At 56.3% G+C, this 15197-nt stretch carries 7 protein-coding genes; 5 read left to right on the forward strand and 2 right to left on the reverse strand.

Annotation, left to right across the window (positions count from 1 at the left end):
• Nucleotides 1–752 precede the first annotated feature (752 nt).
• Together ACR0FB_RS04975 and ACR0FB_RS04980 are read right to left on the reverse strand one after the other, a co-directional pair.
• A complete protein-coding gene (locus ACR0FB_RS04975; protein ID WP_480620303.1) occupies nt 753–983 on the reverse strand; it encodes a hypothetical protein in 231 nt (76 codons plus the stop codon).
• Between the two features lie 448 nt (nt 984–1431).
• Nucleotides 1432–1821 (reverse strand): hypothetical protein, encoded by a 390-nt coding sequence (locus ACR0FB_RS04980; protein WP_480620305.1) that lies wholly within the window; start codon nt 1819–1821, stop codon nt 1432–1434.
• 322 nt (nt 1822–2143) lie between these two features.
• On the opposite strand from ACR0FB_RS04980, the gene ACR0FB_RS04985 reads away from it, so the two are divergent.
• The 5 genes from ACR0FB_RS04985 (at nt 2144) to ACR0FB_RS05005 (ending at nt 14759) form a co-directional block, all read left to right on the forward strand.
• The gene (locus ACR0FB_RS04985) at nt 2144–4756 is read left to right on the forward strand and encodes a TerB N-terminal domain-containing protein (protein ID WP_480620307.1); all 2613 of its coding nucleotides are present in this window, start codon (nt 2144–2146) and stop codon (nt 4754–4756) included.
• Complete coding sequence (locus ACR0FB_RS04990) at nt 4743–6053, forward strand: ATP-binding protein (protein WP_480620309.1); 1311 nt, start codon at nt 4743–4745, stop codon at nt 6051–6053. Before ACR0FB_RS04985 ends, ACR0FB_RS04990 begins: the two co-directional genes overlap by 14 nt.
• 9 nt (nt 6054–6062) lie before the next feature.
• Complete coding sequence (locus ACR0FB_RS04995) at nt 6063–8249, forward strand: DEAD/DEAH box helicase (RefSeq protein WP_480620311.1); 2187 nt, start codon at nt 6063–6065, stop codon at nt 8247–8249.
• Between the two features lie 775 nt (nt 8250–9024).
• The gene (locus tag ACR0FB_RS05000; protein WP_480620313.1) at nt 9025–11619 is read left to right on the forward strand and encodes a RecB family exonuclease; all 2595 of its coding nucleotides are present in this window, start codon (nt 9025–9027) and stop codon (nt 11617–11619) included.
• Nucleotides 11616–14759 carry a UvrD-helicase domain-containing protein gene (locus ACR0FB_RS05005; RefSeq protein ID WP_480620315.1) on the forward strand — a complete coding sequence of 1048 codons (3144 nt, stop codon included), beginning with the start codon at nt 11616–11618 and terminating at the stop codon, nt 14757–14759. The genes ACR0FB_RS05000 and ACR0FB_RS05005 overlap by 4 nt, the downstream gene beginning before the upstream one ends.
• The last annotated feature ends 438 nt before the right edge of the window (nt 14760–15197 follow it).

Raw genomic sequence — 15197 nt, forward strand, 5'->3', positions numbered from 1 at the left:
TCTACATTATTCAATGTCTGCTTTATTGAAGCTGCGCTTTGGCTTTTTCTGGCACAAGCATGGCCTCTATGGGCCAATTGCTTTCTTCAGAAGTGTTTTTTGGGGGATCATGATCAACTTTGGGCGTGTGGAGCCGGACCGTCACCCTAACCTCTCACGCACGAATCGGGTGTAATGTTCGACCTGCCAGTTACGCGGGGTGAATCCTATGGCACACCAATAGCCGGCGGCGTTCAGCACGTCGCCATTGCCAAGCACTCAAAGCACGATCAAGTCACTGCTGCGAGTGTTGGCGGAATGTCAGCACATCGATTGAGAACTCTTGCAGAAAAACAACCCGGCGAACTTCTCCGTCAAGCAGCCAGTCATCAAAAACGAAGCTCAAGAACAAGGGGGCAGACAAAGTTCGCTGGTAGTAATGAGCGGCTACGTCTGTGAACGCGGTCTCAACACTTCCTGTAGCAACTCATACGGGGCATCTCGGCGAAACTTCTCAGCCAGTGCTGGATCGTTATCGAAATCCCTTCCTGCTGTCTTCAGCACGTGGCGAAGGACCATTAGGCTGGCGAAGGTCACAGCGATCATTGCAAGGATGATTGCCAACTCTACGTAGCTCACATTCTGAAAAAATGTCACCTTTCGCCTCGCTCTCTGTAACCATGCCCCAGCACACCACTTTGCAGTATGAGCATACCAGGTTTTCAGGGTTGGGCAGACTCTACATCATGGTGAGGGATTTCTCGGGCAGCAGGTCACGAGAGTTCGACTTTCATTTCGCTTTCGCGTCCATTGTGAGACAGTGTCCAGCGCTGAAATCTGAGGATGCTTCCATCGTCACACATGGTCTTGGTTAATGTCGATTTTGAATCGGGATGCAATACGATCCAAAGGACGTCAAAGGCTGCCTCTCGCTTGCCGTGATCAAGACCGTACATCTTCAGAATCTTGTTAATTTCGTAAATCCGCGCTCTATCATCATCCATTACTCATTTCTCCCTTCAACCAACGCAGTGAGAGCCAGCCACGAACGTTCCAAAACCACTCGCCAGCAGTGTTTCAGGTTACCGAGACCACTCTTTCGGTCAGATTGTCGATTGCCCACGCCGAAGCGGGATCTCTCCGGGAGTGTCCACCACCACCCCTCCTCGCATCAACACCTTCGTTGATCGAAGAATTGTATTTTCTCACGTCTTTCAGGATTGAGAGCTTACCCGGATCCACAGAGAGTATTTCCAGGAGCCCAATGGCCACTTCGCTGTGAGCCATAACGCCTCTTTCATACTTCTGGAAAGCACGGGGTCCGGCATCTGATTTCAGCAGCTTTATTACACTTCTCATATTGGGCCTTGGTCAGGGCACACCAATGCGGTCAGCACGCCAGTCAAAAGCCCTTTAGAAGGACTTCAATCAATTTTGGATCTGCTCAAGGCGCTACGCCGAAACGTCGTCCTGTTCACTGATTGCCCCTGAGTCATAGGCTGACAGGACCCAGCCCCTGTCCTGATCGAGCATGTAGAGCTTTTCCGGAGCCAAGCGCTCCTGCAAACTGCACGCAACCACCTCCTCGTATTCCTGTGCTTCCTGAAATAGCTCAGCATAGTTGGTCTCTACGCCCTCGAACTCGACTTGGTTTATCATCGACATCAGCCCTGGTCTTCCGTGAGCATCAATCCAATCGAGCCGAGCAAGCAATGGGCCCCTTACTGAGCAAGCATCCCCAGAAAGCTCAAAACGGACGCGCCCCTTCTCTTCTTCAAGAGCCAAGGCTCCATTGACGACAGCATCAATGAGAAGTTTGATCAGGTTTACATGTGTGTTCATCTTTTTCCCTACATTTGGTGTTGGCTTGAGGGACGTGTGTTCACTTCACAAAAATACAAACAGGTTTGTTTGAGTGATCGGGGTCTCGCAATATTTGCAGACGAAATGCTGAAGTTCATTGGGTCGCAGGCACTTCAGAGCGGAAACATCGGAGTCTATAAGGTGCCTCCTGTTGATGCTCCGATTTCTGCTTCGGCTTCTTTGAACCGAACCTGACTGCTTGGAGTATTACCCGTTCTTTAGCTCAGTTTCTTCAGCAACCTAAGCGATAGCTATTGCAAACCATGTGACGCGGTTTAGGGTCAGAAAAAAGGCCTTTTCCATGTCGACAATTATCAAGCTCCTTCGTGTGTTTTTCTTTCTTGCCCTGTATTTCTTTCTCTGCATGGTTGCAGTGGTCACTGTCTTCACAGACTGGTCGCCGGGCGCGCAGATGCTTTTCGCCTTTCTCACGCCCATTGCCTTGGTGTGGTGGGGCGAGAAAAGGCGAGCAAGAAGACACTCGCACCAGCCAACGCTTGATACCGAGACAGCCCCTGAACAGCCTGCAAACTCGTCAAAACGACCAAGTTCACCGCCTAAGAGGAGTCGATTTGAAAAACGCATCGACCAGGAGCGCGAACAGATACGCCAAAGTGCGGTCAGCCAGCGCGTAGAGCCGACATCAGCAAGCGTTTCAGTACACACGACACCTGGCGAGAGTGCTAATGCTCGCAGTCAAACAGGGCAGTACCGCCCTCCCAAGCAGGATTATGCTGCGATCGTCAAAGCAGGAAGGTCCTCAGCATCTGAGCTTGCGGAGATTGCAGCAAAGAAAGAGGCAACAAAAGCCAAGTCCGCCAAGAAGAAAGCTACGCGTCGTACGGGCTGGGTGCCATCATCTGACACAGTGCAAATTGCGGGGCGAGACATTGGTGGGATGATCTATGTTGGAACCCCTCCACGCCTCAACGATTTTGGATATCGGGACAAGTGCCGCGCATACATTGACCCGTCTCTTTCGGTTGCACGAAGTGGAACAGACTTGGCAGGTGACGAACTGCCATATTGGCCAAGTTATTCTGACATCTCCGCTAACAGTCGTGCCACATATCTTGATTGGCTGGCAAGCGGAGCCAAGGATGGATGGTATGATGCTGGATATATGTTCCTCTATTTCTACGGGCTGGAACGTCGTTTCTTCCTGGATAAACCACCTGAGGCAGAGAAACGGGAGATCTTGCAAGAGGTCCGTCGCCTCCAGAACCTATACCCCGACAATGGCTCGGTTCAGCGATACCTCGGTGAATTCATTCAACTCGCTCAAGTTTCGCTGAATGACGAAGCTTTAGAAGAACCCATCTTTGAGTTTCGTGGCTGGGACATTCCACTGTCACTGAAAGTTGCCATTGGCGCGCAGCTGAACCGTGGTGAATTACTGTCAGCAGACTGGGTCTTAAGTTGGCTGCTATGCCATCCCGAACGTCGTATGCGCACACCTTCAACCCGATGTGCCGAAGAGTTTCGTGCATTATTCAATTTGCGCTTTGAAGAACGCTTCCCCGATGGCCTGAAAGTCAACAAACCACGCAAGTTGCTCAAGATCACCTATCAGGCGGCGTCGAGCGAGTTTCAGGGACAGCTTGAGCCGTTGATAGACGGAAACAGAGTTCCTGACATTTCTGGATTGCGCAAACCGGTGGAGATCGCACAAGAAATCGCGGATGAAGTGATGGACGATCTGGACAAGCTTAGCCGGTATCTGGGTCGTAATCCTGATGGCTGTGGCAGTCTTGAAGCGCAGGCGCTGTTGCCTCAGGAGCTGTGGGACCTCTTCCCAAGCGATGAGTTAGAGCATCTGAGATCATGGGCTGCCACAATCGTTCACAAGGACGGTCTGGTGCCAGTTCTGGATGTAGTTGAGCAACTTGAAGGCACGCGCCCAGAAAAACTGAGCAAGCGAACACTCACCGGGGTGGCGGATGCTCTGGCTCGGCTCGGCTATGGGTTTGCTCCTGACCCACGTTTCGCGCTGCGGTCACCCAAGCCCGGTGAGCCGGTAGTGCTTTTCGATCTGGGCGATGCCGTGGCGCAACTCGAAGACGTTTCGGATGGCTACCGCGCAGCATTGATTGAGATTGCACTGGGCTCCTTTGTGGCCCACGCTGATGGTCAGATCAGTGAGAGCGAAAGGAAATCGCTTCGCGCGAAGATTGCTGGAGTTGCAGGCCTCAGCGAGCAGGAGCACCGCCGTCTTGCAGCCAATCTGGATTGGATGCTGGCCGTGCCTCCAGACTTGGCGCTGCTTAAGCGCAAGCTCAAGGATACCGGACCCGAGGCACAGGCCTCCATCCGTTCGGCCCTGGTCGCGGCAGCACACGCCGATGGGATTATTCAGCCCGAAGAAGTGGCCGGCATCGAAAAGATCTATAAGTCGTTGGGTCTGGATCCGTCGCTTGTCTATTCGGATATACATGCGGGTAATGTGAGCGATGGGCCTGTGCGGGTGCGGGCAGCAGAGCCCGGAGCGGTCGGAGAAGTCATTCCTGATGAGAAACCAGCTGGTGCACCGAAGCTGGACGCAGCGCGGATTGCCGCGATCCAATCTGACACTGCGCGGGTTTCATCGGTCTTGGGAGATATTTTCGACGAGGCATCAGAAGAACCTGAGGAAATCGGGAGCGCTTCTGCGGCGCTTGCAGGACTGGATACCAAACAGACAAATCTGGTCAGGGCGCTTATCGCTCAGGAGCATTGGACCGAAGAGGCATTTGAAGACCTGTGTCGTCAGTCAGGGCTGCTCGCTTCAGGTGCCATTGAAGACATAAACGAGTGGGCGTTTGGAACCTACGACGAGGCGCTCCTCGACGAGTACGACGGTTATGAAGTGGCGCCCGATCTGGCCCAAGAATTGAAGACAAAGTTTGAAGAGGAGATCGACCATGTCGAGGCTTAAACCCCGTGAACGTGATGCCATTGTTCAAGCTCTGCGAGCAGGCGTCGTCCCCAAGTTGGGATTGCGACATATCCAGGTCGGACGGGTGCGCGAGATCGAAGAATTGGTCAAGGACATGGATCGCATCGCCGACGGAGGGTCCGCAATCCGGTTCATCATCGGCGAGTACGGTTCGGGAAAAACGTTCTTCATGAACTTGATCCGGCTTGTGGCACTCGAGAAAGGACTGGTGGTTATGTTCGCCGATCTCGCTCCGGATCGTCGCATCCATGCAACCGGGGGGCAGGCACGTGGTCTCTACGCGGAAATGGCCCGCAACCTCTCGACCCGTACAAAACCCGACGGGGGAGCGCTGGCCAGTATTGTGGAGCGATTTGTCTCTACTGCACATCGTGATGCTGAAGCGCGTGACTTGCCGACTGGAAACGTGATCCGCGAGAAGCTTGCACACTTCGAAGAGTTGACTGGCGGGTTCGATTTCGCCGAAGTGGTTAGGCGCTACTGGGAAGGTCACGAAACCGGTGACGACGAGCTGAAATCTGCGGCGCTACGATGGCTACGCGGGGAGTATGCTACGCGCACGGATGCTCGCAAGGCTCTTGGTGTCCGTACAATCGTCAATGACGCAAGTGTTTATGACCACCTCAAGCTGATGTCTGCATTTACGATAGAAGCCGGTTACAAAGGCCTGCTTGTTGGCATGGATGAGATGGTGAACCTCTATAAACTCACCTCTTCACAAGCCCGTAACGCCAATTATGAGCAAATCTTGCGCATCTTGAATGATGTGCTCCAGGGCAGCGCACAGAACCTCGGGTTCCTGATGGGCGGAACACCGGAGTTTCTGATGAATACCCGACGGGGGCTCTACAGCTATGAGGCGCTTCAATCGCGCCTCGCTGAAAACACCTTTGCACGGGATGGTCTCGTGGATTTGTCCGGTCCAGTCATACGCCTGGCAAGTCTGACCCCGGAAGATCTGTTTGTACTGCTGGCGAACGTTCGCCGCGTCATGCAGGGAGAAGAGGCTGCATTGCCTGACAGTGCGCTGGAAGCGTTTATGACACATTGTTCCGAGCGCATTGGAGAAGCCTATTTCCGTACCCCCCGTAACACTGTCACCGCCTTTGTAAACCTGCTTGCGGTTCTGGAACAAAACCCAGGAGTGATGTGGTCTGACCTGATTGATCAGATTGAGGTCGCTGACGATCAAGGAGATGACCTTAGTGACATCGACGAAGCTACCGGATCGCTGCCAACCGAGGACAATGACGACCTCGTCAGCTTCCGGCTGTAACTTAGCACGATGACGACTGCTTTCGATAAGCTCGCACATCCCGTTCAGAAATGGGTGCGTTCGAAAGGCTGGCGTGAGTTACGCCAAATACAAGCGGATGCGATTCACACGGTTACTGGCAGTGACCGCGATGTCATCATCTCGGCTTCAACTGCGGGAGGAAAGACAGAGGCTGCATTTCTGCCGTTGATTTCACAGGTTTTGGACGATCCAGCCGAAGTTAGTGGTTTTGATCTACTATACATCGGCCCTCTCAAGGCCCTGATTACTGATCAGGCCATGCGACTTGAAGACCTCTGCCGTGACGCAGAGTTGCCGGTTTATCCTTGGCATGGTGATGTTTCCAGCAGCGTGAAATCCCGCGCAATGAAATCGCCAAAAGGCATTTTGTTGATCACACCTGAATCCCTTGAGGCATTGTTCGTCCGGCGCGGCCTCGAAATTCCACGCCTCTTTGGCGCAACGCGGGCAGTTGTGATCGATGAACTACATAGCGTTTTGGACAGTGAGCGCGGCGTGCAAATGCGCTCACTACTGACTCGGCTGGAAATAGCTATGAAGCGGCCAATCCGTCGTATCGGCTTGTCAGCAACTCTTGGTGATATGAACATGGCCAGGGCTTACCTGCGGCCGGACAACGCCGATGCTGTCAAGTTAATCAAAGCCGAGGGAGGAGAGGCCGAACTTCTCTTGCAATTGCGGGGATATGTGTCTGGTGGTGAAGGTGAAAACACACCTTCGGCAACGGATGCCGTCTCTGAGCACTTGTTTCAGCACTTGCGTGGCAGCGACAACCTCGTTTTCGCAGGCAGGCGTGACCATGTCGAAGTATACGCAGACCGGCTGCGAGAGCTCTGTGAGGAATCACACCTGCCACAGGAGTTCTATCCACATCACGCCAGCCTTTCCCGGGAACACCGGGACTTCGTTGAAAAGCGGCTGAAAGACGCAAACCAGCCGACCACCGCTGTTTGCACTTCGACGTTGGAATTGGGGATCGACATCGGCGATGTGACCTGTGTCGCCCAAGTCGGAGCGCCTTTCAGCGTAGCGGCTTTGCGACAAAGGCTGGGGCGGTCAGGGCGCCGTGAAGGACAACCCGCGATCCTGCGCCAATATGCAATTGAAGCAAGGCTCGATAGCAAAAGCAGCTTTGTGGATCAGCTAAGGCTCGGTTTGGTCCGGTCCATTGCGATGATCGAACTGTTGCTCGAGGGGTGGTGCGAACCCCCGAGACCGGATGCTCTCCACCTATCCACGCTGGTTCACCAGGTTCTTTCCGTCATTGCAGAACGCGGAGGAGCCCAAGCAAGCAGGCTCTATCGCCTTTTATGTCAAGAAGGACCGTTCCGACAGGTCGGCTCGGACTTGTTCCTGGATGTTCTCAGGGCGATGGGACGAGCTGACGCCGGTCTGATCGAACAATCTTCCGACGGTCTTCTGTTGCTGGGAGCGACGGGAGAGCGCCTGGTCGAGCACTACAGTTTCTACGCTGTGTTCAAGACGCCCGAAGAATTCCGCCTTGTAGCAGACGGGAAAGAGCTTGGGACGCTGCCTATTGAGAACATCCTGTCTCCGGGTATGCTTCTCATTTTCTCTGGGCGCAGATGGTTAGTCCAGGAAATCCATGATCTGGAAAAAGTCATCATTGTGAAACCTGCAAAGGCTGGCGTTCCCCCATTGTTTGGTGGCGACCCGGGAATGATCCATGATCGCGTCATTGAAAAGATGTTTGAAGTCTTCGAGGGCGATTTTGAACCGGCCTACATGGACCAAGTCGCTTTAGGGCTACTCAAAGAGGCTCGCAGCAGTTTTCGGCGTTGGGGTTTCTCAGGTGCAGCTATCGTTGAACTCGGACAAGCCTCGCACGCTCTCGCAACCCGTTGCGGAACTGTCAAATCGACCACATTGGCTTTGGCACTGGGCGCCGTCGGATTTGAGGTCGAGCAGTATGATGGCTTCCTCATAGTGGATGCAGGAGACGCTGAAATGTCACTGCATCAAGCTCTTGCCCGACTATCATCAAATGAGGCTGTGGATTTGTTTGAGCATTCGCCAAATCTGATATTCGAGAAGTTCCATGGCTATCTGACCGAGGATTTGCTTGCGCAGGATGCTCTTTCATCACGCGTTCAAGTTGAAAGTCTTCACTACCTCTGTGCAGCCTTAGTAAAAGGCAGCAATCTTGCTCCCTAAATTGGTCGTGTGCGCCTCAATACGCGTCGCAAGATCGGGGAAATATCGGTTCCAGACCTACATCGGCTGAACTACCGGCCTTGGGTTTATGTAAACACGAAAGTGGTAGCCAAGCTGGATCGCTCCTGGAGCCGCTGTCGGTCACAGCAATGAAACACGGCCAGGCTCGGACATAACGCCAACCAGCACTGGTCCATGGCTGATGGACAATGGCACAATCTTGTTTGGTGACCCCTTGGGTAAACTTGATTTGACAGAGCTTTTGAATCGGGGCACCTCCCGAGAACAGCTATATCTTTGATAATCGCCGCACTTTCTGAGAATTTGAGGGTTTTCTTCACCAGTGTGTCATTCTGGAAGAGCAATATCATGGGCTAATTTGCCCTCCCCTCCAGGAGGGTAGCCACAGTGAAAAGCAGTTGACAAGTTGGCCTTCCTTGAATTTGCTCGCCTTGTGGTAGTGTAATCCACTTAAGTAAACACCAATACAATTTTTCTTTGTTAATCGTGACGGCAATTCAAACTGACACCCCAGACCTCTACAAGTCTCTTGAGCTGATAGGTTTCAGCGTTTTCCAGGCAACTGAGCACGCCGACGCTTCGACAAAGACGGCGGCCGCCAACAATCAAGCGCAGGCGTTTCGGCTTCTGAAGGCGTTGATCGTCAGGTATTTGCTCCTTCGCTTCCTGATCTTGCCGTCCCCTAAACAAATTAAATCTGGCCGCAGGCCCATCCTGGTGCCTACGCACCTTTGGCAATTCGAAAAGGTATACAATGCGCATCGCCCCCCTGATGACCCGCTCTCCAGAAACAAACGCGCTGCGGTACGTGACAGATGATCTGCTCGCCGAAGTCTACCTTGCCCCCAAGGTGCCCGAACCAAGCATCGTCGAGCACCTTGGCCCCGGTGCACCATGGTCCGAAAGCTTCTCCGCCGCACCAGAGGAGACTGCGCGTGCAATCAAGGCTGCGCTCCTGGCGCTTGCCCATGCGACGCCACGACTTGATCCAGCTGACGTCGTGACTGACGCTCTCCCCGAAGGGCGTGCCCGCTCCCATCTAACTGCGCTACGCCAACTATGGCACGACCTCGAATCTCTGCCCAACCCATTGAACACCTGGCGGCACATAATGAATAGCGCCGCCTCCGATGCACTGGAACCGCTACCACTGGTCGGTGAGGAATGCATCTTTGCTTCTCCGGCCGAGGCCTCATTGGCCAATGCTCTTCGTGCACATCATGGTTGCGCAAATGATGCGCCAGTAACTCGCTTAGCTAACGACGGAACCGCGTTGCGCCATCTTCAGGATTGCTTCGGATTGCGCTCTGACACAGCCAAATCGGACACATCCGTTACCTGCTACGGGCTGCGAGACCCGCGCGAGGAGGCCGAATGCGCGGCTGCTTTGGCGCAATCCCACCTGGACGATGGCCGTGCGGATCACCCAGGCGAGATCGGATTGCTTGTCCCGGACGGCCCCACCTACGAACTGGCCCTGAAAGAATCCTTTGACCGGGTCGGACTGCCGCTCTCTGGGCTGCCCGCCCAACCAGTGATCCGTGACGGGCCGGGCGAAGTACTCTCGCTTTTGTTGGTCCTACTGAGCGGCCCCACATCGCGCACAGCGTTCGCCTCCCTGTGTATCGCACCCGGAATGCCCTGGCCGGCAGAGACCGGGCGCAAGATGTCACGCGAAGTGATCGACCGGGGCAGGTCGCAAACTGCGTCAAATCTGTCCGGCCCACCGCGCGAGCTACTCGACGCCTTGCGCCCCTGCAGCACCCCCGAACAACTTTTTGCCCGGCTCGGCGCCATTGCTCAGGCTGCACCTGAGGCCAAGCTGTACCCACGTATTGCGGCGTTGAAATCCGTCACGAGCAACTCCATCGACTGGCCACTTCTACGCCGCCTCGCAGCGCCAAACCTCATCGCCTCGGAAGGGTATGACCGATTTGTCGAAGGCGTATCCCTTTTCACCGAAACTGCCCTTCCTTGGCGTTCGGTACGCCAGCTGGTTGTGCTGGGCATGGCGGGACGTCACTGGCCCCGTCTGCCAGCATCAGACCCGTTCTTCACCGAAGGCGAGATCGCTATGATCCGCGACAGCGGCCTGCGATTGGAGGGGCGCCAGCAGAGGCTTGCCCGTGGATTGGAACTATTCCGCCGCCAGCTGAGCGCAGCGACCGAGGGATTAACAATGCTGGTCCCGGCGATGGATTTGCGCGGCGATCTTTTAACTCCTTCGACGGGTTTGGCAATGATCGCGCAAATGCTGGGCGCCGAGGAACCCGCCGATCTTGTCCAGGACATGCGCTCGACCCAGCCGGAAGAATTACCGGTGGCAGCCATTAAACCCACCCCTGTCCCGCTTGGCGGCGCGCCTGCCTTGCCAGAAAGCGGCATGCTCCATATCCAGCGCGGACTTGGCACCACAGAACAGCCCGGCTTCGACCTGCTACGACTACGAAACGCACCGGACGGTACACCGCTACCGCATTCTCCCTCACGGTTGGAGACACTGCTGGTCAGCCCTCTTGGCTGGTTGCTGGATGAACTTGGCGCAGAGGACCTCAGCTGGGCGCCTGAAACACTGGACGCAATGACGCTTGGCACGCTGATGCACCAGGTGTTGGAGGATGTTTTTGTTGAAGGCGCTCCGGTTCCGAATGAAGATTCTCTCGCCGACGCCGTCCCAGAAGCGCTCGACGCAGCGATCCGCCGTCATGCCGCCTGGCTGGCCGATCCGGCCTGGGCCACGGAACGCCGCAGCCTGCTTCGTGAGGCTCGGGACATTTGCAGCGCTTGGGCAGGGTTCCTGCGAGAAACAGGCGCCGAAGTGCTACATAACGAGATCCCACTTGCGGGCGAATACGGGGGCCTGCTGCTGCATGGCAAGGCAGACTGCCTGCTGAAGCTGCCCGATGGGCGCATCCTTGTGGTTGATCACAAACGGTCCAGCGCAGGTGGCCGACGCGACCGCATGGCCAAGGGCTGGGACCTTCAGGTCGCACTCTACGGCGCGATGCTCGAACGTCCCACGGAAGAAAGCGCACTCACCCGGCTTGTCGCCGATGGATCTCAGGTTGTCACCGCCTACAATATGCTGCGTGACGGGACCGTCCTGTCTGATGCGGCTGGCGGCAACGTGCCTCGGGTTGAAACAACGAGTGAGGATGCTTCGGTGAACGCAATGGAGCACCTTTCTGAAGTCTTGGCCGAAGTCGGCGCAGGTACGGTCCGCCTAAACCACCTGAACGACGCAAAGTCCTTCGACAAGGAGCGCGGGATAAAGGCCTATGCCCTCGACATCCCACTCGTTGCAGCCTTCAGCCTGCCCGATGACGACACCGAGGGGGACGCGCAATGACACAACTGTCCCTCGTTCCGGCCGGAGCCGGTGCTGGAAAGACCTATCACATCCAGAAGACGTTGGGGGCTTGGGTCGAAAGCGGCGAGGTCGCGCCGGGGCGGATTCTTGCTGTGACCTTCACCGAAGCGGCCGCCGCCGAAATGCGGGATCGTGTACGCAGTGAGTTGATGGGGCGCGGTCGATTGCACGACGCGCTGGAAATCAACCGCGCCTACATGGGTACGATCCACGCGTTGGGGCAAAGGCTGCTTACGGAGCATGCCTTCGCCGCCGGGCGCTCCCCGGAAAGCCGTCTTTTGAGTGAGCCGGAACGCGACCTGCTAATCCGGTTGGAAATGCACAGATGCGAGGCACTGGAACCGCTGATGGCAGACCTCGGACGGTTCGGCTATGCGTGGTCTCACGCGACGCAGACCACCGCCGAAGATGGGTTTCGTGCTGATGTTCTGCGAACGGTCGACCTGATCCGCGGGCTCGGTGCGCGCGGGCAGTCGCTGGACATCCTGGCGCCGGCTCTGGATGCGCTGGCCGAGGGCTACGGCCCGGTCGAGGCGGATGGCGATGCCCTGACCGCGGCATTGCGCCGAGCGTTACATGGGTTATTGGAGGTCTTTCCGGATAGCCTCGCTCCACATTTTGCTTCAAAGAAGTCTGTCCGCGATGAGTTCGCAAGAAACCACCAGATCCTGCGCAAGGCCAACCGACCTGGTGTCCTCGAAAAGGATTGGATGGTATGGCAGAAACTGCGCAACCTCAGGTTAACGAAACGCGGCAGCCCCACACCAGAAGGCTATGACGCCCTCGCCCAGGCCGTCATGGATGCCGCCAGCGCACTGCCTCGCCATCCTGGCCCCTTGGCCGATGCCCGCGCGCATCTGACCGCGTTGGTCACTGGCGCTCAGCAGGTTCTGGAGGCCTACCAGACTGCCAAGCGCCAGTCCGGGCTAATCGATTATGCTGACATGATCGCGGAGACCGAAACCCTTCTTCGCAACCGCCCCGAGATTCTGAATGCCGTTCTGGGCGAAATCGACTGTGTTGTGATCGACGAATTCCAAGACACCAACCCGGTGCAGTTCGCGCTGCTCTGGCGGCTTGCGCAGGGGGCAAAACGAGCGCTGATCGTGGGCGACATTAAACAATCAATCATGGGTTTTCAAGGTGCTGACCCACGGCTGTCAGAGGCCTTGCAAGCTGCGAATCCGGATGCGGTCACGCCGCTTGACCGAAACTGGCGCTCCGATGCGCGGATCATGGAGATGGTCAATGCACTTGGCCCGACGCTCTTCGACCAGTACGACCCGCTAAGCCCGCAACGCGAGGCGACAGAAAAGCCAGCACTCGAGGTGCTGAACTTGCCTGGTGGGCGCAAGGACACCACGGCCGCTTGCATCGCCAATCGGGTGGCTGACATCCTGGATGCAGGAACGCCGGTCTATGACAAGGCAAGCAAGGAGATGCGCCCAGCCAAACCAAGCGACGTCGCCGTTTTGACCTATACCCACTCCAAGGCCAGCGCAGCTGCCGCCGCCCTCGAAGCCCATGACCTACCCGTGCGCATCCAGCAGAACGGTTGGCTGACAGCGCCCGCAATGCGTGTCGCTCGCGCCGCGCTGGCGTTGGCAGCGGATCCGGACGACACCCACGCAGCCTTGACATGGTTGACCCTTGGCCCACCGCGCCTGCCACTGGAGGACGCGTTGCGCAACGCCGTTGACGGGGTGCTGAACACACATGTTTCAATCGTTTCTCTGCACACCCTGAATGACAGCATTGCAACACGCACCGTGGCCGACACCCTCGCGGAAGTCCTGCGCACGACCAAACTACGCGATTGGTCTGCCGGATTGGCGCAACCGGCACAAGCTCTGGCCGATCTGGCACGCCTTGAGGCCGAAGCACAGGAGTTTGACACCATGGCACAGGACCTGCGCGCCGCCGCAGGCTTCCACGGTGCTGGGGTACAAGTCTTCCTCGGCTGGATTGCGCATCAATCTGCCAAGGAATGGGATCGCCATCCCGACCCGGATGGCTGGTCTGCTTCCGGGATCGAGATCTGCACCTGGCACGCCGCCAAGGGGCGCGAATGGCCGATCACCCTTGTCGCAGGGCTTGATCAGAAGATTGCCGAGCGCCCGGGCACCTTGCGGGCCGATTTCGATACCTTCCACGATCTCGACAATGTTCTCGATCATGCTGGATTGAGCTACCTGCCCGATTTCGCAGCGTCGGAATCGCAAGTCCCTTTCACCGAGGCCCGCCGCCCCGAGGACGAACGCGACGCGGCCCGCAAACTCTATGTCGCGCTGACACGTGCGCGGGATCGGCTGATCCTCGCAATGCCTCGGGAACGGTCCAAACCACGCGAGCACGCAGAGCGCATGGTTGACCTGCTGCGTGATCGTGCAGGGTTTGAACCTGGCGATGACACACTGACAGTCGCCGGACAGACCTTTGCGGCGCAGGTGACAGAGGGCTTGCCAGAAGAGCCAGTGGAAACTGAGCAGTCGGGAAGCGCGGCGCACCTACGCTTGGGCCTGCCGCACACCATCCCTGAAAGTGCGCGAACACCGTGGCGCCGCAGTCCTTCAACCCTCAAAGCCCCCGGACAGGAATCTGACGTGCTCCTCGAAACTGTGCGGCTGGCAGAGGGCGTTACAGAGACCCGCACGAGTAGCGCAGTCGAACGCGGCACTGCCTGGCACTTGGCTTTCCGTGTTCTGGCCGAGCGCCCCGATCTGGTCGACCGGATTTCCGCCGCAACCGGCTTGCCTGAAAAGGCCATCGCCCAGATTTCCGCCCAAGCGGAGGCCTTGACCCGATGGCTAACCGACCAGGGTTATGACAGGCTCCACTTCGAACTACCCTTGCAGGAAAGAGCGGCCGACGGATCGGAAACCAATGCCATTCTCGACTGCCTTGCCGAGGGACCGCACGGGCTGTTGATCATCGACCATAAATCTGGGCCTTGTCCCGATCCTGACGCACGCTTTGCGAGCTATCGACCGCAAATTGACGCTTATGCCTCCATGGTTCGTAGGAAGTGGCCCGAAAAACTTCTATATGGCGTCGCTATCCACTGGATGAGTGAAGGAACTCTGAGCATCGGCAAGGCGTCGATCATGGAGCCTACCTGATGTCAATTACAGCGTGTGTCGATTTCGGCTACTACATGCGTCGTTTGAGACTCCTGTTTCCAAACACTGCTCCCAATCTAAAAAATGCTGCGCATTGCATCAAACACATACCTGATGAGAAGCACTTCTGCGTTTCGCCGATGATGGGGATCGAAGGACGGGTTCTGAAACAATACCAGAGCAGTGTTTTCTTGGATTGACGTCACAGAAAACTCATTTAGGGTTGATGAAAATTCATTAACCTCAACCCTAAGAGGGATCAATTATGGGCAGCAGTGGCTCTGGTAGATTTTCGGATTATTCAGGATCGCCTTCAAGTTCAAACGGAAGTGGTGGATCAGGAGGCAGCAGCGGAACCGATCAATGTGCGATGGCCTTTTCGACTGAATTAGAAGAGGTCGGACAGTGTGACTACTTCACGAACACCGGAACCGTTCC

This window comes from Ruegeria sp. P10 (assembly GCF_056534925.1).